This is a genomic window from Robiginitalea sp. SC105 (assembly GCF_014243345.1).
Lineage (GTDB): Bacteria > Bacteroidota > Bacteroidia > Flavobacteriales > Flavobacteriaceae > Robiginitalea.
Genome location: NZ_JACLZF010000001.1, coordinates 276,155 through 294,109 on the forward strand (window position 1 = coordinate 276,155; position 17,955 = coordinate 294,109).

General features: G+C 56.3%; 21 protein-coding genes and 1 riboswitch. Of the genes, 7 read left to right on the forward strand and 14 right to left on the reverse strand.

Going from position 1 to position 17,955, the window contains the following annotated elements:
- Window positions 1-15 precede the first annotated feature (15 nt).
- Window positions 16-690: a TetR/AcrR family transcriptional regulator gene (locus H7F20_RS01175; RefSeq protein WP_185784320.1), complete on the reverse strand. Its 675-nt coding sequence runs from the start codon at window positions 688-690 to the stop codon at window positions 16-18.
- A gap of 136 nt (window positions 691-826) precedes the next feature.
- On the opposite strand from H7F20_RS01175, the gene H7F20_RS01180 reads away from it, so the two are divergent.
- Genes H7F20_RS01180 through H7F20_RS01190 form a run of 3 tightly spaced genes read left to right on the forward strand, consistent with a single transcriptional unit; the run spans window position 827 to window position 2,357 of the window.
- Window positions 827-1,180 (forward strand): hypothetical protein, encoded by a 354-nt coding sequence (locus tag H7F20_RS01180; RefSeq protein ID WP_185784321.1) that lies wholly within the window; start codon window positions 827-829, stop codon window positions 1,178-1,180.
- A 39-nt stretch (window positions 1,181-1,219) separates the two neighbouring features.
- The gene (locus H7F20_RS01185) at window positions 1,220-1,783 is read left to right on the forward strand and encodes a DNA-3-methyladenine glycosylase I (protein ID WP_185784322.1); all 564 of its coding nucleotides are present in this window, start codon (window positions 1,220-1,222) and stop codon (window positions 1,781-1,783) included.
- Complete coding sequence (locus tag H7F20_RS01190) at window positions 1,770-2,357, forward strand: hypothetical protein (RefSeq protein ID WP_185784323.1); 588 nt, start codon at window positions 1,770-1,772, stop codon at window positions 2,355-2,357. The genes H7F20_RS01185 and H7F20_RS01190 overlap by 14 nt, the downstream gene beginning before the upstream one ends.
- Window positions 2,358-2,413: 56 nt before the next feature.
- On the opposite strand, the gene aat is transcribed toward H7F20_RS01190, so the two are convergent.
- Genes aat through H7F20_RS01210 form a run of 4 tightly spaced genes read right to left on the reverse strand, consistent with a single transcriptional unit; the run spans window position 2,414 to window position 5,865 of the window.
- Window positions 2,414-3,094, reverse strand: coding sequence for a leucyl/phenylalanyl-tRNA--protein transferase (aat, locus tag H7F20_RS01195; RefSeq protein ID WP_185784324.1), 681 nt, complete (start codon window positions 3,092-3,094; stop codon window positions 2,414-2,416).
- 29 nt (window positions 3,095-3,123) lie between these two features.
- Window positions 3,124-4,506: a short-chain fatty acid transporter gene (locus tag H7F20_RS01200; protein WP_185784325.1), complete on the reverse strand. Its 1,383-nt coding sequence runs from the start codon at window positions 4,504-4,506 to the stop codon at window positions 3,124-3,126.
- Window positions 4,507-4,542: 36 nt separating this feature from the next.
- Complete coding sequence (locus H7F20_RS01205) at window positions 4,543-4,920, reverse strand: DUF3127 domain-containing protein (protein ID WP_185784326.1); 378 nt, start codon at window positions 4,918-4,920, stop codon at window positions 4,543-4,545.
- A 54-nt stretch (window positions 4,921-4,974) separates the two neighbouring features.
- Entirely contained in the window at window positions 4,975-5,865 is an 891-nt protein-coding gene (locus H7F20_RS01210; RefSeq protein WP_185784327.1) for a flavin reductase family protein, read from the reverse strand.
- 155 nt (window positions 5,866-6,020) lie between these two features.
- Between H7F20_RS01210 and H7F20_RS01215 the strand changes: the two genes are divergently transcribed.
- Together H7F20_RS01215 and H7F20_RS01220 are read left to right on the forward strand one after the other, a co-directional pair.
- The gene (locus tag H7F20_RS01215; protein WP_185784328.1) at window positions 6,021-7,169 is read left to right on the forward strand and encodes a PAS domain-containing sensor histidine kinase; all 1,149 of its coding nucleotides are present in this window, start codon (window positions 6,021-6,023) and stop codon (window positions 7,167-7,169) included.
- Between the two features lie 2 nt (window positions 7,170-7,171).
- Complete coding sequence (locus H7F20_RS01220) at window positions 7,172-7,522, forward strand: hypothetical protein (protein ID WP_185784329.1); 351 nt, start codon at window positions 7,172-7,174, stop codon at window positions 7,520-7,522.
- Between the two features lie 88 nt (window positions 7,523-7,610).
- Here H7F20_RS01220 and H7F20_RS01225 read toward each other — a convergent pair whose 3' ends face one another.
- The 4 genes from H7F20_RS01225 to greA all read right to left on the reverse strand — a co-directional run bounded on the left by H7F20_RS01225 (window position 7,611) and on the right by greA (window position 9,697).
- Window positions 7,611-8,003, reverse strand: coding sequence for an HIT family protein (locus H7F20_RS01225; protein WP_185784330.1), 393 nt, complete (start codon window positions 8,001-8,003; stop codon window positions 7,611-7,613).
- Between the two features lie 132 nt (window positions 8,004-8,135).
- Window positions 8,136-8,786 (reverse strand): SdpI family protein, encoded by a 651-nt coding sequence (locus tag H7F20_RS01230; RefSeq protein ID WP_185784331.1) that lies wholly within the window; start codon window positions 8,784-8,786, stop codon window positions 8,136-8,138.
- Window positions 8,787-8,790: 4 nt separating this feature from the next.
- Entirely contained in the window at window positions 8,791-9,045 is a 255-nt protein-coding gene (locus H7F20_RS01235) for an autorepressor SdpR family transcription factor (RefSeq protein WP_185784332.1), read from the reverse strand.
- A 178-nt stretch (window positions 9,046-9,223) separates the two neighbouring features.
- Window positions 9,224-9,697 (reverse strand): transcription elongation factor GreA, encoded by a 474-nt coding sequence (gene greA, locus H7F20_RS01240; protein ID WP_185784333.1) that lies wholly within the window; start codon window positions 9,695-9,697, stop codon window positions 9,224-9,226.
- A 123-nt stretch (window positions 9,698-9,820) separates the two neighbouring features.
- Between greA and H7F20_RS01245 the strand changes: the two genes are divergently transcribed.
- Window positions 9,821-10,267 (forward strand): hypothetical protein, encoded by a 447-nt coding sequence (locus tag H7F20_RS01245; RefSeq protein WP_185784334.1) that lies wholly within the window; start codon window positions 9,821-9,823, stop codon window positions 10,265-10,267.
- Window positions 10,268-10,269: 2 nt separating this feature from the next.
- On the opposite strand, the gene H7F20_RS01250 is transcribed toward H7F20_RS01245, so the two are convergent.
- The 5 genes from H7F20_RS01250 to H7F20_RS01270 all read right to left on the reverse strand — a co-directional run bounded on the left by H7F20_RS01250 (window position 10,270) and on the right by H7F20_RS01270 (window position 16,459).
- Entirely contained in the window at window positions 10,270-12,504 is a 2,235-nt protein-coding gene (locus tag H7F20_RS01250; RefSeq protein WP_185784335.1) for a TonB-dependent receptor, read from the reverse strand.
- 117 nt (window positions 12,505-12,621) lie between these two features.
- Window positions 12,622-12,748: riboswitch (TPP riboswitch) on the reverse strand.
- Window positions 12,749-12,814: 66 nt separating this feature from the next.
- Window positions 12,815-14,923, reverse strand: a complete 2,109-nt coding sequence (locus H7F20_RS01255; protein ID WP_185784336.1) for a DUF4301 family protein — start codon at window positions 14,921-14,923, stop codon at window positions 12,815-12,817.
- On the reverse strand, window positions 14,884-15,516 hold the full coding sequence (pnuC, locus tag H7F20_RS01260) for a nicotinamide riboside transporter PnuC (RefSeq protein WP_185784337.1): 633 nt from the start codon (window positions 15,514-15,516) through the stop codon (window positions 14,884-14,886). The genes H7F20_RS01255 and pnuC overlap by 40 nt, the downstream gene beginning before the upstream one ends.
- Window positions 15,500-15,760, reverse strand: coding sequence for a thiamine-binding protein (locus H7F20_RS01265; RefSeq protein WP_185784338.1), 261 nt, complete (start codon window positions 15,758-15,760; stop codon window positions 15,500-15,502). Before H7F20_RS01265 ends, pnuC begins: the two co-directional genes overlap by 17 nt.
- A 60-nt stretch (window positions 15,761-15,820) precedes the next feature.
- On the reverse strand, window positions 15,821-16,459 hold the full coding sequence (locus H7F20_RS01270; protein WP_185784339.1) for a 4'-phosphopantetheinyl transferase superfamily protein: 639 nt from the start codon (window positions 16,457-16,459) through the stop codon (window positions 15,821-15,823).
- 131 nt (window positions 16,460-16,590) lie between these two features.
- On the opposite strand from H7F20_RS01270, the gene ahcY reads away from it, so the two are divergent.
- Window positions 16,591-17,907 (forward strand): adenosylhomocysteinase, encoded by a 1,317-nt coding sequence (ahcY, locus tag H7F20_RS01275; RefSeq protein WP_185784340.1) that lies wholly within the window; start codon window positions 16,591-16,593, stop codon window positions 17,905-17,907.
- Window positions 17,908-17,955: the final 48 nt, after the last annotated feature.

A 17,955-nucleotide genomic window follows, 5' to 3' on the forward strand; every position in this document is an offset into this window, starting at 1 on the left:
AGATCGCGTCTCGGGTTATTTGTTAATTGCACTCAGTACCAGTTGCCTGAAAAAGAGGGTGTGGTTTTTTACCCCCTCCAGTTCGGTCAGGGAGGGAAAATGCTGTTCCAGGAAAAAGTGGTGGAGCGAACCCTCCAATACCGTACTGGAGAGGCTGGCAGCAAAAGGGTATTCCGGGTTGACGGCCCGTATCATATCGGCCAGGCGATGCACGAGGCGCTTGTATATCTCAAAATATCCCTCCCGGTTTTGCTGGTCGACTTCCCGGGTCAGGAACGGTTTGGAATATTCATTCACTACGATTTCGTGCAGGGCCACCTCATCGATATGGCCGTAGGATGCATCTGCTTCCACGGGACGCGTAAGGGTGTCAATGCCCCGTTTGAGACATTCAAGCGGTTCGGTAATGCGATGCGTCTCCTGTACGAGGCGGAGTTCCAGCCATCCCCAGTACCAGGAACACAGATATATCAGAAACTTGTGCTTGTTTTCGAAATACCTGTAAATGGAACTTTCATTCGAGCCGATCTGCTCCCCCAGTTTTTTGAAATTGAACTGTTCTACCCCCATGGCCGAAATCATGTCGATCCCATTGCTGACGATCCGTTTTCCCAGTTGGGTAGACTGCGGGTCTTTCAGGTAGAGCCGGGGGTTGATCGATACTTCCATATTGCGAATCAGTGCATCCATAAGTCTGGAATTTGTTCAAATATAATAGCAGAACTTTCAACATTTAAAAGTTTAACTCTTATTTAACGATAGTAATACTATTATATTGCTAAATTTGTACTCAGCAGATCAGATATTAACAATAACTCACAAAATCATGGCAAAAAATCTCATATTCACAATTATGGCCCTGGCTTTCTTTGGGCTGAACGCTACCGCCCAAAGCAGTACAGTACGCGATGGAAGCACCCTGATCCTTGGGAAAGCCGACGCTAATGGCTACGATTACATCGCGTTTCCCCGGAAGAATTTTATCATCAAGCGGGGGGCGATCGCAGATTACAAACCGCTCTACGGCATGGAAGTAGTTGTAGAATCCCAAAGGGAACGCAACGGTTCCACCTGGGTAACCCTGAGGCGCGCCGACGGCGGCAAGTTCTTCAGGTTCATACCTTCCGTGGAGGCGCGCCTGGAGAAGGCATTGGATTCCGGGGAGCTCACCCGTTCCTGACCCGTTGCCCCGCAATCGATTTTTGCGTTACTTGCGGGCATGGAAAAACAGCGATGCGGCTGGTGCCTGGGAGATCCGCTTTACGAAGCCTACCACGACCAGGAATGGGGGGTCCCCGTTCGTGATGACCGGAGACTCTTTGAATTCCTGACGCTGGAAACCTTCCAGGCCGGCCTCAGCTGGATTACCGTGCTCAGAAAAAGGGAACATTTCCGCCGGGTTTTCGACAACTTTGATTACCGGAAGGTCGCGGGGTACGGCGAAGACAAGGTAACGGCCCTGCTTGCCGATCCCGGCATTATCCGGAACCGGCTGAAGGTGCAGGCCGCGGTTTCAAACGCACGGGCATTCATGCAGGTGCAGGAGGAATTCGGCAGTTTCAGCAAGTATATCTGGGGCTTTACGGACGGCCACCCCATCCGCAACGCCGTGCGGGACTATAAAAAAGCCCCGGCCACCACGCCCCTCTCGGATGCCCTGAGCCGGGACCTCAAAAAAAGGGGGTTCAAGTTCGTGGGCAGCACGGTGGTGTATGCCCATATGCAGGCTACCGGCATGGTCAATGATCACGAAATAACCTGTTTCCGACATGACCAGGTATAAAATCGTTCTGCCCCTCTTCCTCCTGGCGGTACTGACCTCCGGTTGGGCCCAGCAAAAGCAGGAACGGGAGTTCCGGATCCGGAAGGACCAGTTTCCCCCGGTGGCCCTGGAGGCGATGGAGCCCTTTTTGGCAGATGCCCGCCGGTTGCGCTACTATAAGGAAATCGATTCCGCACGAAGCAGCTTTGAACTGAAATTCAAGCTCCAAAGGCTCTGGTACAGCGTTGAGTTTACCCCGGAAGGCGTCCTGGAAGATGTGGAGGTACGGATCAAACCGGTAGATATTCCCGATGAAACCTGGGCACGCATGCAATCCCATATGACAGAGGCATTCGGAAAACACCGGGTCCGTAAAATCCAGCAGCAGTATCCCCGCGAGGCCTTTGATTCTGTGGAAGTCACGATGAAAAATGCCTTCCAGAACCTGCTCCTGCCCCAGCTCCGCTATGAGCTGGTCATCCAGACACGCACGCAAGAGGGCCTGACACAATACGAAGCCCTGTATGACAGCGAAGGCGCTTTGCTCTTGCTCCGGGAAGCCCTGCCGCCGAACTACAACCATATCCTGTATTGACCCGGCAATCCTTTGAAATAAGGTGGCTCTTAGTGGCACGCAGTGACAGCCAAGTCTTATTTGTCAATCTTAACCTGATCCTCTCCCTGTAAGAGGGCCAGGAATCGTTCCCGGGGTATCTCCCGGGCCCCGAGGCTTTCCAGGTGGCTGGTGTATACCTGGCAATCCACCAGGCGGTATTCCCGGGCTGCCAACTCCCTGACCATATGGATAAACCCGGCCTTTGAGGCATTGGATACACGGCTGAACATGCTCTCCCCGCAAAAGACATCCCCGAGGTCCACCCCGTATAACCCGCCCACAAGTTCGTCCCCCTGCCATACTTCATAGGAAACCGCATGGCCCAGCTCGTGCAACCGGATGTAGGCGGCTTGCATTTCAGGGGTAATCCAGGTCCCCTGCTCCCCCTTCCTGGGAATCTGGGAACAGGCTGCTATCACCCGGGAAAAACACTGGTTCTTGGTAACCCGGAAAACCTTTCGCGAACGCAACTGCCGCATGCTCCTGGAAACGCGGAGCTCATTGGGAAACAGCACCATGCGCGGGTCCGGGCTCCACCAAAGGATGAGGGAGTCGTCGCTGAACCAAGGGAAGATACCGGACCGGTAGGCGAGCAGCAGGCGTTCGGGTTCCAGGTCGCCCCCGATAGCCACCAGCCCGTCCTTGCCCGCCGCTCCGGCGGGTGGGAATACAAGTGCCTCCCCAAGAAAGGGTATGGGGGTCTTTGCCGCTGACATCTGTTTTTACCCCTAATTTACCAAATCCGTCACCAAAGCATCAACCCAAGCAGGTAAACGACCCCTGCCAAACACATAAAAAGGAGCGAATACGGCAGGATTTCCCGCGCCTTAAGCCGGGTGATCCCGAGCAGGGGCAACGCCCAGAAAGGCTGCAGCATATTGGTCAGCTGGTCTCCATAAGCCAGGGACATCAGCGCCTTGGGCAGGGGGACCCCAAGCTGGAGGGCCGCCTCCAGGATGATCGGGCCCTGTACGGCCCATTGGCCACCGCCGCTGGGGACAAACAGGTTCACCAGGCCGGCGCTGAAGAAGGTAAACAGGGGGAAACTCCACTCCGAACTGATGGCGATAAAGAAATCTGAAATACGGTGGATCAGTCCGGCTTCCGTCATTATGCCCATGATCCCGAAATAGAGCGGGAACTGGATGAGGATACCTGCGGTGTCCCCAATGGCCGATTCGACGGCATGGAGGAAATTCCGGAAATTCCCGTGGAGGAGCAGGGCGAGCCCCAGCATGAAGAAATTGAGCATGTCCGGGCTGAGGTTCAACTCCCGCAAATCGGGCAGGTACTGCAACAGGAACGCAGTAAAAATAAGTAGGGCAAACAGTGTGCTCAGCCAGGGGGAGCGGTCCATGCGTTCCGCACCGTGTCCCGGGCCATCGGGCCCCGGGGCGGTATCGAAACGATACTCGGGCAGCTCCACGGCCCGGGTCCTGGTACTCCGCCCCAGCCAGTAAGCAAGGCCGCTTACGGTAAAAAGCACGGCCAGGAAGATGCACAGGTTCCAGAACCCGAATACCGTCTCCGAAGTGGGGATACTTCCCGGCAGGGCAGCCAGGCTTGTTTCCGGCAAAACCCCCCGCAAAAGGCTGTCCAGGTGGCCGGCTTCACTCGCCTTGATTGGCGCGGAACCGCTGATGCCGCCGTGCCAGACCATGAGCCCGAGGTAGCCGCAGGCTCCAATAAGCGGATAATTGATGGGGATTTTATTTTTCAGGGCGTGTTCCCCGACTTTCCGGGCCAGGATCGCCCCGAAAATCAACCCAAGGCCCCAGTTGAAAAAGGAGACCAGCATGGTGGTGGATGCCACAAGCAGTGCGGCACCCGCAGCCGAACCCGCCCGGGCCGTCAGGATGCCAATGAGCTTCTCGGCCGGTTTGCTCAACACCAGGACGTGTCCAAGCACCAGGATGAGCATCATCTGGTAGGCAAAGACCAGCAGGTCCCGGTTCCAAAGCCCGCTTTCCCAGGCACGCAACGTGCCGGACCAGGGATTCCTCCCGTCCGGAAAGGCTCCGAAGAAACCGCCAAGGAGGAAGGTCAGTAAACTCAGCAGTACGGCAATGGCAAAGGGGGACGGCAGGAACCGCCTGAAAAGGCTTTCTATGGTTCGGGTTACAGACATATTAACAGGCCGGGGGCCCCCAGCCCCGATAGCGCCTTAAAAAGGCAGGTCGTCGTAATCTTCCTCCTTCAGGTCATCCGCAGGTTCAAAGGCATCCGCCGGGGGGACCGGGGGGATATTGCTGTCGGGGGCTCCCTCCTGAAGGCTTTCAATCCGCCAGCCCTGGATGGAGTTGAAATATTTGGTGTCGCCCTGAGGGCTGGTCCATTCCCTTCCCCGAAGGTCGATACTGACTTTGACCTGCTGGCCTACCTGAAATTTGTCGAGCAGGTCCGTTTTGTCCTGGACAAATTCCACCAGCAGGTGCTGGGGGTATTGTTCGTCCGTGGTGACAACCAGCTCGCGCTTGCGGAACCCGTTGGTTCCATAGGTTTTGGTTTCGTCGATCAGTTTGATGGTTCCTTGAATTTCCATTAGGGTGTTTAATTTTTATTCCTGTTCATTTTTAATCTTTACAGACCCTGCCAGCTACTGCAGGCCTGCGAGCAACAACTTCCACGCCGACTCCGGGTCTTCCTCCGCGAGGTACTTCTGGGCCCTACGGTGGAGCGCTTCCTCATCCCGGCCGCTGAGTACCTTCCGGGCATCTACATCCCCGTCTACAAAGGCCCGCACCTGGCGGGCATCCGGCAGCTTTTCCACATTCCCGAGTTTCCCCAGGTCATTGCCCGTGAGTACCCGGCTCAGGCGGATCGCATCCGGTATGGCGTCCACACCGATGCCCAGACTGGACAGGGGTTTGGGCACTTCAAAAAGGCCGGCCGCCGCACGGCTGTACCAATTACCCCCAAGCCGGGCGACCAGGTCCATTTTTTTCGGGTCCGGTATGCCGGGGGAAGAGAGGATGTCCTTTTTCAGGTGGAACTTAACCACTTCGCAGAAGATGAGGTTCCCGGCTCCCCCGCCTTCCCCCAGGGGTGTGACCTGCGTAACCCTGCACTCAAACTGGGCAGGGGACTCCGCCACCCGGTAGGGTTTTACCAGGTCGGAGGGGCGCATGGTGAAACCGGCTTTTTCAAATTCATTTACCCCTTCCGGGTATTCGGTACTGGCAAGGGACATCTGCTGTACCATGGCAAAGGACACCATATTGATCACCACCTCCCGGGTCTTTTCGGCATTCTGCAGGGTGTGCTTGGTCGTGTTGTCGCGCACCCGGCGGGCAGGCGAAAAAATCAAAACAGGCGGGTTGGTGCTGAAAACATTGAAATAACTGAAAGGGGCCAGGTTGGGGTTCCCGTCGGCATCGACCGTGCTGGCAAAGGCGATGGGACGCGGGGCCACGGCACCCAGTAAAAAAGCGTGTAACTCTCGTGTTTCCAGTGCTTCCGGCAGGAGTGAAAGGGTGTCTTCCGTCATAGCGCAAAGGTAGGTAAAAATACGCCGATCCCACAACGGGAAGACCTGCCCCGGACCACAACAAATCCCGCCAAATTGAGTTATATTTAACCAACGAGGCGTCCCGGAATACAGGTTGTCCGGCCTGCAGGACGTCAAAAATCCACCACGGGGGAATGCGATTCAATCCGCCAAAAAAAATCCTGAACGCCATCCTGCTGATCACCTCCTTTGTGATCGTCAGCCTGATACTCTGGAACACCAATAGTTTTTTCCGGAAATTCAAGGAGGAGGAACGCAACAAGATGGAGATCTGGGCAACCGCCCAGTCCGAACTCCTGCGACTGTCCGAAGAGCAGGAGCTGGGCAACCTCCACCTGAAGGTTTTCCAGAACAACACCAGTACGCCCATGATCCTGGTCAATGCAGACGGTTCCTACCGCATCAACAACATGCCGGATGTGGCGGCTGAGGACGAGGAACTGATCGCCCGTAAGATTGCCACCTTCCGCTCCGAGAATACGCCCATCCGCATCGACTACCAGGGGCAGCTCCTGGCCACGCTTTACTATGGGAATTCCGAAGTGCTCAACAAGTTGAAATTCTACCCGATTGCCCTGTTGCTTATCATCTTCCTCTTCGGGGCAGTCATCTTCTTCTTCTTCAAAACCAACAAAGCCTCGGAACAGAACAAACTCTGGGCGGGGATGGCCAAGGAAACAGCCCACCAGATCGGCACCCCCCTTACCTCCCTGCTCGGGTGGAACGAATTGCTCAAATCAGAGCTGCTCAACCCAAAGATCACCACGGAAATCGAAAAGGATATCGGGCGGCTGCAAACCATTACGGAACGCTTTTCCCAGATTGGTTCGAAACCACGCCTGGAACCCCACGACCTGGTCGAGGAAACCCGGCACGCTTTTGAATACCTGCGGGTCAGGAGCTCCAAGCTGGTCCATTTCAATTTCCACTCCCGGGTGGAATCCGTAGAGGTACTACTGAACCGGTCCCTTTACAACTGGACCATCGAGAACGTGGTCAAAAACGGGATCGACGCCATGAAGGGCAAGGGGGATATCGCCCTCGAAATCATACCGGACCCGCCCATGGTGCATGTGCTCATCAGCGATACCGGGCACGGGATACCGAAAACCCGATGGAATAGTATCTTTGAACCCGGGTACACCAGCAAGAAAAGGGGATGGGGCCTGGGGCTGTCCCTGGTACGCCGGATCGTCGAAGAATATCACCAGGGAAAGGTCAAAGTGCTTTCTTCCGGCAAGGAGGGTACGGTGATGCAGATTTCCCTCCGCATAAAGCATTGAGTATGGCAAAACAGGAACAAAAAGTCATCAAGGAAGCGCCGCTTAGCAACAACTGCCCGGAATGCTTCAACCAGGACCTGACCCTGCGGTTTTACCAGAAACACCTGTACGGGGCGCTTTACCACCGGATCAGCGGGGAAGTGACCCGGGAACTCGAATGCAACACCTGCAAGAGCCTGATTTACCCCGTCAAATGGACGGAGGATATCGACCGGAGCGTGGAATACTACGAAAAGGCGGTGACTCCCGAGAGGCCCCGGGTACGGTTCAAAGCGGCCTTCTATGTCCTGGTGCTCCTGGGAATCTGCCTGGTGGGTGCCGTGGTCTACGCCTACCTGCAGGGGCTCTTCTGAACCTTCAGGGGCTCTACCGAATGGGTGGTGCCGGCAGCAGGCAGGCCGGACGGGAAGCTATCGGCAGGTCCTTCCCCGGAGGGGCAGGTTAACCGAGCTGTTTCCGGATGGCCCCTGCAATTTCCTCAAATTCGCCCTCATCCAGCTTTTCCTTCTTCTGGAAGGTGGCATCTGCCATGCTGTTGAGGGGGATCAGGTGGACATGGACGTGGGGCACCTCCAGGCCGATGACCGTTATCCCCACCCGCCTGCAAGGAACGGCAGCCTCAATCCCCAGGGCAACCCTGCGGGTAAAGCGCATCAGGGCCTCAAATCCTTCCGGTTCCATATCGGTGATTTTGTCCACTTCCTTTTTGGGGACGCAAAGCGTGTGCCCGCGGCTGTTCGGGTTGACGTCGAGGAAGGCTATGTGGTCCGCGTCTTCGGCAACTTTGTAACAGGGCAACTCCCCATTGATGATACGGGTGAAAATACTGGGCATGGCAACAGAGATTTACCCCTAAGATAGGAAATTCCCCGCCGCACTCCGGACCGCATTTGCATTCTGTCAGGTGCGCTTCTGCTTCCTGTCAGGTCTGCTTCTGCTTCCTGTCAGGTCTGCTTCTGCTTCCTGTCAGGTCTGCTTCTGCTTCCTGTATAGCAGGTAGGAATACACCAGGGGAACGGTGATGACCACGGCGGAAATCCCAATGAAAACCGAAATCAGTGCCTGGCCGCTGAGGAAGGCTGCTGCGATGACCATCAGCAAGCCCCCGACAAACCAGACGACACCCCCCAGGCGGTGTGTCTTGTCCCAGATTTCAGGGCTTTCCAACGTCCAGGGGGTCCGTAACCCGATAAAATAATTGGGGCGGACTGTTTTGAAATAGTTCCCGAGCAGGATAAAAAGCAGGCCGATAACCGCCAGCAGCGGCGCCGGGGACACCTCCCCACTGGTCCCGGACATGTGGATTATTACCACGGCGAGCGCCGCCATACAGGCCGTTACAATGTATTTCAGCTGGGTGTATTTTACGCCCATCTCCTCAATTTTGTTTTTGGGGTCGATGGCCGGCACCACCAGGAATATCAGGTAGACAAGCACCGTAGTCAGGAAGGGGATCAACCACAATTCGGATTTGGAACCCCAGCGGTCTATCTCCCCCCTGGCATTCCAGTGCATGGGGACCTCCTGCGGTAGTTGGTTCCACTGCAGGGCCAGGTAGACAAAGGGTACGGCGACAATCAGGAGCAACGGCAATTCGGTTTTCAAAGAGGTTTTCATGATGTTACTTTTTTAGGTCCAGGACCCACTGGAGCAGGTCCTCTACAATGGTGGTGTTGATGGAGTACAGGATGAACTGGCCCTGCCGCCGGCCCGAGACCAGACCAGCCCGCTTCAGGATGTCCAGGTGGTGCGAGATGCTGGGTTTGGAGATGTCGAACCGATCCGCAATCTCCCCGGCACTGAGGTCCTGTTCCTTTAGGAGTTGCAGGATTTCCCTCCGGGTGGGGTCGTTCAGGGATTTAAAGACGGCATTCACGTATTTATATATTTAGATAAATATCTAAATATTTTTTGAAATATGCAAGGATAAAAACAGGACCCCGCGGCCGCAGGCCGCGGGGTCCTGTTCGTGTACAGATTCGTTTACAGGCAGGGGAAATAATCTTGTGTAGTCCCGGGCCTCAATGGCCTGCCGGTCTTTCGAAGCAAGTCTGCTAGCGGGTGATATCGAGTACCTCGAACTTCAGCGTCCCGTTGGGGACCTGGATTTCGGCCGTGTCCCCGACCTTTTTCCCCAGCAACCCTTTGCCAATGGGCGAAGTAACGGAAATTTTTCCCGCCTTGAGGTCGGCTTCGCTTTCTGCCACGAGCATGTAGCTGAGCTCCTGCCCGTTCTGGAGGTTCCGCAGCTTGACAGTGGATAACACCAGCACTTTGGACGTATCCAGCTGGGATTCGTCGATAAGGCGCGCGTTGGCCACTACCTCTTCCAGCTTGGCAATTTTCATTTCGAGCAGGCCCTGGGCTTCCTTGGCCGCGTCGTATTCCGCATTTTCGGACAGATCGCCTTTGTCGCGCGCTTCGGCTATGGCCTGGGAAGCCCTGGGCCGTTCCACGTCGCGGAGGTGGTTCAACTCATCCTTCAGCTTCTTCATCCCCTCAGGCGTATAATAGGATACCTTACTCATATCATCCGTAATTTATAAAGAGAAAATCCCCTTCAAACCTACCGGCAAAGCGGGTTATTTAGAGAGGATTTAACGCGAATATAGGGAATTTTTGCTGATTTTTGCCAGAGAAACCCCAAGTGCATGAACCCTAGCCGCTTAATTTACAAGGTATTCCTCCCCCTGCTCCTGATGGCGTGCAGCACGGATGCGCGCAACCGGAACCCGAACCTCCAGGAACTGGGATTCCGGTTTGAGATGAACCTCAACCTGCCCTTGTACAGCCCGCTCACCAGCACCGGAAACCCGGTATATATAGGCAATACGGGGACGGGTATCCGGGGGGTTTTTGTCATGAACACTGGTTTTGACCAGATGCGCGCCTTTGAGGCAAGCTGCCCGAACCACCCGCCGAACAGTTGCTCCACCATGCAGCTCGAGGGACAGAATGCCGTATGCCCCTGCGAGGATTACGAGTACAGCCTGTTTACCGGGCAGATGCTGAACCCGCCGGAAGACGGGCAGCGCTACTACAATATGCTGGAATACCGGGCCACGCGCAGCGGGGATATCGTCACCATCAGCAACTAACCTCAGAACTGCACCCGGGCCCCAGCCAGGAAGTGGATGCCCGCCTGGGGGTAATACCCTACCCCTTCGACGGTGGTGATGGTCCCCGGGTTGGAGAAATCGTCGTCAAAGGTGTAAAAGTACCCGTTGGAACTGAACCGGGCATCGAAGATGTTGTTCACCAGGGCCGTTAAGGTTATTTCCGGGAAACCGCCAGAAACGGGAAGCCGGTATTCCAGGTTCAGGTCGGTCTGGGTGTAGGCATCCAGGCGGGAGCGCGCAGCCTCGATATTGCTCATGTACTGGTCACCGACATACTTGGTGAGCACGGCGGCCTGCAGGTTGCCGGTCGGGGTCCACACCAGGCGGCTCCCGGCCACCACCCCGGGGGAATAGGCGATTTCCGTGTTCCCCAGGCCGGTCAGTTCCCCGTCCCGGCGAAAGAAATAATCCACGTTCCGGTTGACACTCAGGGCGATATTGGGTTGCCAGCGGAGGCGGGATGCCAGCTTCAGGTCGGCATCGATCTCCAGGCCCAGCCGGTAGCTGTCCCCCACATTCGCCCGCAGGGGGGCACCCACATCGTTCAGTTGGCCGGTGAGGACGAGCTGGTCCTTATACCTCATATAGTAGACATTGGCATTCAGGGACATCCCCTCCCCGGCCCGGCGCCATCCCAGTTCAAAATCATTTAGCCGTTCGGGCCGGGGGTTACCGCTTTCATAATCGTTCCGGTTTGGCTCCCGGTTTGCCACAGCATAGGAGAAATAAATGTTCTGCCCGGGACGAATCCGGTAGGTAAGTCCCAGCTTGGGGTTGAAGAACCGGAAGGTATCGTCGACTAACCCGGTTTCGACCCCATTGGCCTCGTAGGCCACCCCCCGGTACTGCAGGTCGGCAAAAAAGCGCCAGTGGCTGTCGAGCTCATAGTTGGCCTTGGCAAACACATTGAGATCCTCCTTGCGGGAATCGTCTTCGTAGTACCGGTCCCCCCGTTCCAGGCTGCCCGCATACCGGGCCCAGATCAATTCGCCGAAATGATCCCCCCGATAGGTGTTCCAGCCGCCGCCCACTGTCAGTTCCAGCGGGCCCCGGTTGTAGATGGCCGAAAATACCGTCCCCAGGAAATCGTTGTCGAGCCAGCGGCGCCGGATATAGTCCGTGGTGGCCTGTTCCTCCCCGTCGATCACCGGGTTTTCCAGGCCCAGGAAGGCGTAGAACGCATCCGGGGCAAACAGGATATTGGTGTAGTACCACTCGTCCACATATTCTTCAAAAAATCCGCGCCCCCGCGTATAGTGCAGGGCAAGGCTGGTCTGCAGGTCCCCCGTCCATCGCTCGTTCCAGTGCAACTGGAAATGGTCCTGCTTGTAATTGTCCACCTGGTTCTCGTAAAAGCCCTCGAAGTTGCCGTCCGGGTCGAACTGTATGCCGGCGATATTGAACCGGCGGTTTTCCTCCAGGTCGTTTTCCACGCCTATGGCAGCCAGGGTTGCCGGGTCAAATCCGTACCAGGACTGGTAGGTGATCTCATGTCCGCCGAAGAGGAGCGCCTTGACCAGCGTATTGTCGTCCAGGTAGGCGCCTTGCAAAAAATAGGAGTCCAGGTCCGATGTGGCCCGGTCGATGTACCCGTCGGAACGGATACGGGACAACCTGCCGGACACCTCAAAATGGTCCTTCAGCAGGCCGGAACTGAATTTCAGGGTGGCCTTGTGCGTATTGAAACTGCCGGCGGAGCCGGCAAGGGAAGCATAGGGATCCCGGGAAACGGCATCGGTGAGCAGGTTCAGGCTGGCCCCAAAAGCCCCGGCCCCGTTGGTGGAGGTACCCACGCCCCGCTGCAGCTGGAGGTTTTCCGTGGAGGAGGCAAAATCGGGCATGTTCACCCAGAAGGTACCGTGCGACTCTGCATCGTTGTAGGGGACGCCGTTGATGGTGACGTTGACCCGGGTGGCATCACTGCCACGGACCCGGATACCGGTGTACCCCACCCCGGCACCGGCATCGGAGGTGGTCACCACCGAAGGCAGGTAATTCATCAGTATCGGGATATCCTGGCCGAGGTTACGGCTTTGGATGCGCTCCGCCTTCAGGTTCGAAAACGTCACCGGCGATTCCTGCTGTGCGCGGACGGCGGCAACCAGCACCTCATCGAGGCGGATGGAATCCATTTGTGTGCTGTCTGCGGGAGTTTGCTGGGCAGAAGTCTGAATAGCCAGCCCAAGCGTGGCCAATAAAGCGAAAATAGTTTTCATCCGTAAAAGATTTACGAATAAAAGGGGCTATTATCCTATGGTTAATTTGATTTTTTGAGCGCCCCAGGCAAAGGCCAACCTGTATGGGTTGTCCCTGGCCGGAATCGGCCCGAAAGCCTTTTCCCTACGCTCGGTCCCTTGGCAGCATTACCTGCCCAGGTTCAGCGGGTGTAATCTCAGCCCCGGAGTTTTTGGCCTGGTTGAATAACCTGGCCGGAATCGCGGAGCACCCCTTTGAGATGCTGCAAATATAACCGGCATCTCGCAGAATCCGAAATCTTCCGGGTGCTATTTCCGGGATTTGCCCGTGCTATTTTCCATCCGTACGATGCGCCGGCTTGAGGAGGTCGTTTACTGTTTTAACCGGGTTGAATGTGCTGACCGGCACTTCGGCAAAGACGGTATTCCAGAACGCCATCCCCCCGTTCCAGAGGCCGGGAAGTTCCAGGGCTTTGAGGGGGCGGCCCTCGGAGGTCTTATCGGTGATAAAGCCCTGCTTTTCGTCCACAAAATTCAACAGGTTGTATTTTTCCCCGTAGGCATCCCGCACGCCGCAGACCAAATCTACCGGGTTGAAATGGGTGGATTCGCGAAAGATGGTTTCCTGCTCCTTATCGGAGGTATCCACCTGGGCAGATTCGATAATCTGTAGGGATTCATGGCCCTTTCGGTCCGTAATCCAGAATGGGCCTCCCCCGGGTTCCCCTTCGTTCCTGACCATCCCGCAAACGCGGATCGGCCGGGCCAGTTTATCCCGGAGCACAGCCACCTGGTTTTCAATACTCAGCCCCTGGAAGCCGTCGGCAAACCTTGCATTGAGCCTGTTTTCAAGGAAAGCCTTGATCCGGTTGAGCAGGTCGTGGTCCAGGCTGCCTTCCGACAGCATGCGCGAATAGCTGAAGGCCTGTTGCTGCAGTTCAATCAGGTATCCTCCGAGGATCTCCTTCCAGCGGGTAACCTCCCCGAGGTCCGAACGGACCACCACATTATCGATATTCTTGATGAATATGAGGTCAGCGTCCTGTTCGTCCAGGTTTTCAATCAACGCCCCATGGCCGCCCGGGCGAAACAGTATCCGCCCCTCATTGTCCCTGAAAGGAGTATTCTCCGGGGTCACGGCAATGGTGTCCGTGGATGGTTTCTGGAAAGAATACCCAACCGTGAACGAGCGGGCAACCTCACTGCTCACGCGGTCGTTTACCGCCTTGAATTCCTTGTTGAACAGCTCGCTGTGCTGGGGTGAAATGGTAAAGTGCAGGGCCGCCGTATCCCCGCTGCTGGCATAGGCGGCGCCTTCGTAAAGGTGCTCCTCGAAGGGGGTGACCAGCGTCCCGTCGTAATTGTGGAAAGGCAAAAGCCCCTTGGGATAAAAACCATAGTTCAGGCCATCTTCCGAAAGCAGTTCCCGGACAAATTCATGCAACTCGGCTTCCCTGATGGTCGCCTTCCCGCGGATCCGGGACTGCACCAGCCCGTAAAACGGGAATTCCCGCAGGTGCTGGGAAAACTTCCGGATGTCCCGGTGACCGGGCTTTGCCAGGTATTCCTCCAGCGAATCGGTTTCCGGGTCAAAATCCTGCAGGAAGTTAAAGAGGGCCTTGAACATCCGCGAGGCCGCCCCGGAAGCCGGGATAAACTTCAGCACCTCCAGATCCCCGTCCCGGTTGCGATACGCCTGCTGCAGGCGGTTTTCCTCTTCCGACGAGAACCTTACAATCCCATCCCCCACTACGGCCGCCTTGTGCAACCGCACCGGCGGGATCCCTTCCCGGAACGTTTCGATCTGGCCCTCGGCTTTTTCGGGGCTGATCCCCTTTTCGGCCATATATTCCAGGTCTGCGGGTGTAAAGTTGCTCATGGTGTCCAAAAGTTTATCGATGTGTTTGACTGCTGTTTCCAGCCGGGTTTCCCGGCTTCCGCTTAAGATAACAAATCTGCGATTATTCTCCCGGAGTGCCGACTGGAAATGGCGGAACATCTCCTCCCGCTCCAGGGGTTTGTCGCGCAGGTCATCCGGTTCCCAGGGAATGTCGATATCCGTCAGGAAATACAGGTCGTACCGGTTAGCAAGGGCCGCCTCCTCCAGGCGGGGGTCGCAACTCCCCAGGTAGTAGGTCTCGGAATAGACCTTGGTTTCAAGAAGGTCCGTATCGCAAACCAGCAGCCGCTCCGCCTGTCGGGCGAGCCGGTTCTCCAGCTCCATTTGCCCGCGGGCTATGGGCAACAGGTCTTCCGGTGCACAGGTCTGCTGTAACCGGTCCCATTTGTCCTGCAAATATTCCCGGGCGTATTCGGGCACCCAGGGTTCCCTGTAATGGCGTGCCAGGTCTTTGGCCAGGGTGGTTTTGCCGGTCGATTCGGGACCGAAAAGGACCACTTTCAGGACGCCTGAGGGCTGTTGTCTAAGTGCTTCTTCCATGCCAGGTAGCCTTGGATGGCCAAGATAGTGAATATGAGGTACTGGAGGGACAGCATGCCCCAGCCCCGGTAGGCATAGAGGGGGACGGTAATGATGTCTGCCACAATCCAGAGGGTCCAGTTTTCCAGTTTTTTCAGCGCCATATACCACATGGCCGTAAAGAAGATGCCGGAGGTGACCATATCCACGTAATTGGTCCAACGGATCTCCGTTCCGAAGACCCGGTAGACAAAATAGGTAAACGCCGTCGTAAACACGAAAAGCAGGAACCCAATCCACTTTTCCCGGGCGGTTGTCCGCGAGATGCGCACCAGGATGCGGTCGCCTTTGCGGCGCGACCAGTTCCACCACCCGTAGACGCTCATTACCGAGTAATAGAGGTTCAGCATCATATCCCCGAGCAACTCGTCCCGAAGGAAAATATACATGGTGATCAGGGTGGCAATCAGGCCGGTGGGATAGACCCAGATATTCTCCCGTTTGGCATACACCACGCTGGCGATCCCGAAAACAAAGGCAACTGCTTCCAGGGCGATCAGCCAGGCCTCCCGGTCCCGGTACGGATCAAAAAAGAAATCAGAAATGGGGTTCATACCGGCTGCGGTCCGTCTTTACCATTTTGATGAAAAAGACCGCCTGCCCAACGGCCGAAAGGCTTTTGCGCATTTCTGCGGCAAGGACTTCCATGACGTGGTCGTATTCCCCGTAGACCTGGGTACTCATCGGATTCTCCAGGACAGTGAGCCCGGAGGCCCTCAGGGCGGTGATAAACCGGATTATTTCCTTTTCGTAATCGTCCTGCAGCGGGCTCAGGGTTAATTCGACTGATATGTCCATAGCGTGGTATTGCTGGATAAAGGTAGTCCGATAAATGGGAATATTGCAACCGGGGGGTGCTCAGGCCTCTTCCCGGACGGCAAAGGCACAGGTAAATCCCTCAAATTCCGAGAAATCGATGCCGAAACCGGTCTTTTTGCCATCGTACATTACCTGCCCCCCCGTCTCTCCGCTGTCCATGGCAAAGTCATCAATGCAAATATGGTTGAGGAAGCTCAGGCCGTGGATGGCCATTACCTTATAAAGGGACTCCTTGGCACACCAGACCATGGTGAGCTTGCGGATCAGGGCGTCATCGTTGGCCATGGAACGGTACTCCCGTATGGGGGTAAACCGATGGGCAATGCGCAGGATTTTTTCGCGCTGTTTTTCGATATCGATGCCCACCTCCCTGCTTTTGGAGAGGATGATCCCCGTAAACTCAAAGGAATGCGTAATGGAGATATGTGTGCCGTCCCTGAGGTGGGGCTTTCCGGCAGGGTCGTAATAGAGATCGGCATCAATGTAGCCTTCCCGTGCCATCAGGTGGCGGATGCTCAAAAACGCCCTGCGGTGCAACTCGGAACGCATGCCGTCATATCGCTGCTGGCAATGCGGGTTCAGGGTAATCCCCGCGGCCAGTTCCGCCTCGGGCTCGGTGACCTTCCAGACATGGACCCGGCAATCCGGACCGGCTTGCGTCGATTTGTATAGCGGCATGGGAAATTGGAGTTAATCCGTACCTTTGCACAGAGTTAAGCGCCCACAGGGAGCGAAATACAAATTACTAATTTAAAACCAGATTCCCGAAGCATCCCGGGAAAGCTGCAGACTAAAATAAAAAGGCAATAATGAGTACAAAAGCGGTAGACTACACCCCTTACAAAGTCCGGGATATTTCCCTGGCTGCCTGGGGACGGAAGGAAATTGAACTGGCAGAGGCCGAGATGCCGGGGCTGATGGCGCTCCGGGAAGAGTACGGGCAGGCACAGCCCCTGAAAGGCGCCCGGATTGCGGGCTGCCTGCACATGACCATACAGACGGCAGTCCTGATCGAAACCCTGGTAGCCCTTGGCGCCGAGGTCACCTGGAGCTCCTGTAACATTTTCTCTACCCAGGACCACGCCGCTGCTGCTATCGCCGCCGCGGGGATCCCGGTATACGCCTGGAAGGGGATGAGCGAGGCCGAGTTTGACTGGTGCATCGAACAGACCCTGTTCTTCGGGGAAGACCGCAAGCCGCTGAACATGATCCTGGACGACGGGGGGGACCTCACCAACATGGTGCTGGACCGCTATCCGGAACTTACCAAAGGGATCCGGGGGCTTTCAGAGGAGACCACCACGGGTGTCCACCGGCTGTACGAGCGATTCAAAAAAGGGACCCTGCCCATGCCGGCCATCAATGTGAACGACTCGGTCACCAAATCCAAGTTCGACAACAAATACGGCTGCAAGGAAAGTGCTGTCGACGCCATCCGCAGGGCGACGGACACCATGCTCGCCGGGAAACGGGTCGTGGTAGTCGGCTACGGGGATGTCGGCAAGGGCACGGCTGCCTCCTTCCGTGGGGCCGGTTCCATTGTCACGGTTGCGGAAATCGACCCCATTTGTGCACTGCAGGCCTGTATGGATGGCTTCGAGGTCAAAAAGCTTGAAACCGTCGCTTCGGAAATGGATATCCTGATTACGGCCACCGGGAACCGGGACATCATCACTGAAGCGCATTTCCGCGCCATGAAGGACAAGGCCATTGTCTGTAACATTGGGCACTTCGACAATGAGATCGACATGGCCTGGCTCAATACGCACTACGGGGACACCAAGGACGAAATCAAGCCGCAGGTAGACAAGTACACCATCGACGGGAAAGACATCATCGTACTGGCGGAAGGCCGGCTGGTAAACCTGGGCTGCGCCACGGGCCACCCGAGCTTTGTGATGAGCAACAGCTTTACGAACCAGACCCTGGCCCAGATTGAACTGTGGAAGCACCACGACCGCTATGAAAACCGGGTATATACGCTTCCCAAGCACCTTGACGAAAAAGTAGCGGCGCTCCACCTGGCCCGCCTGGGGGCAGAACTCACGGAATTGCGCCCGGAGCAGGCCAATTATATAGGGGTGCCCCAGAAAGGCCCCTTCAAGCCCGACTATTACCGGTACTGATATTCCGCCGGAGCGGTCCCGCACCTGTTCCGGATCGGCGCTGTATCC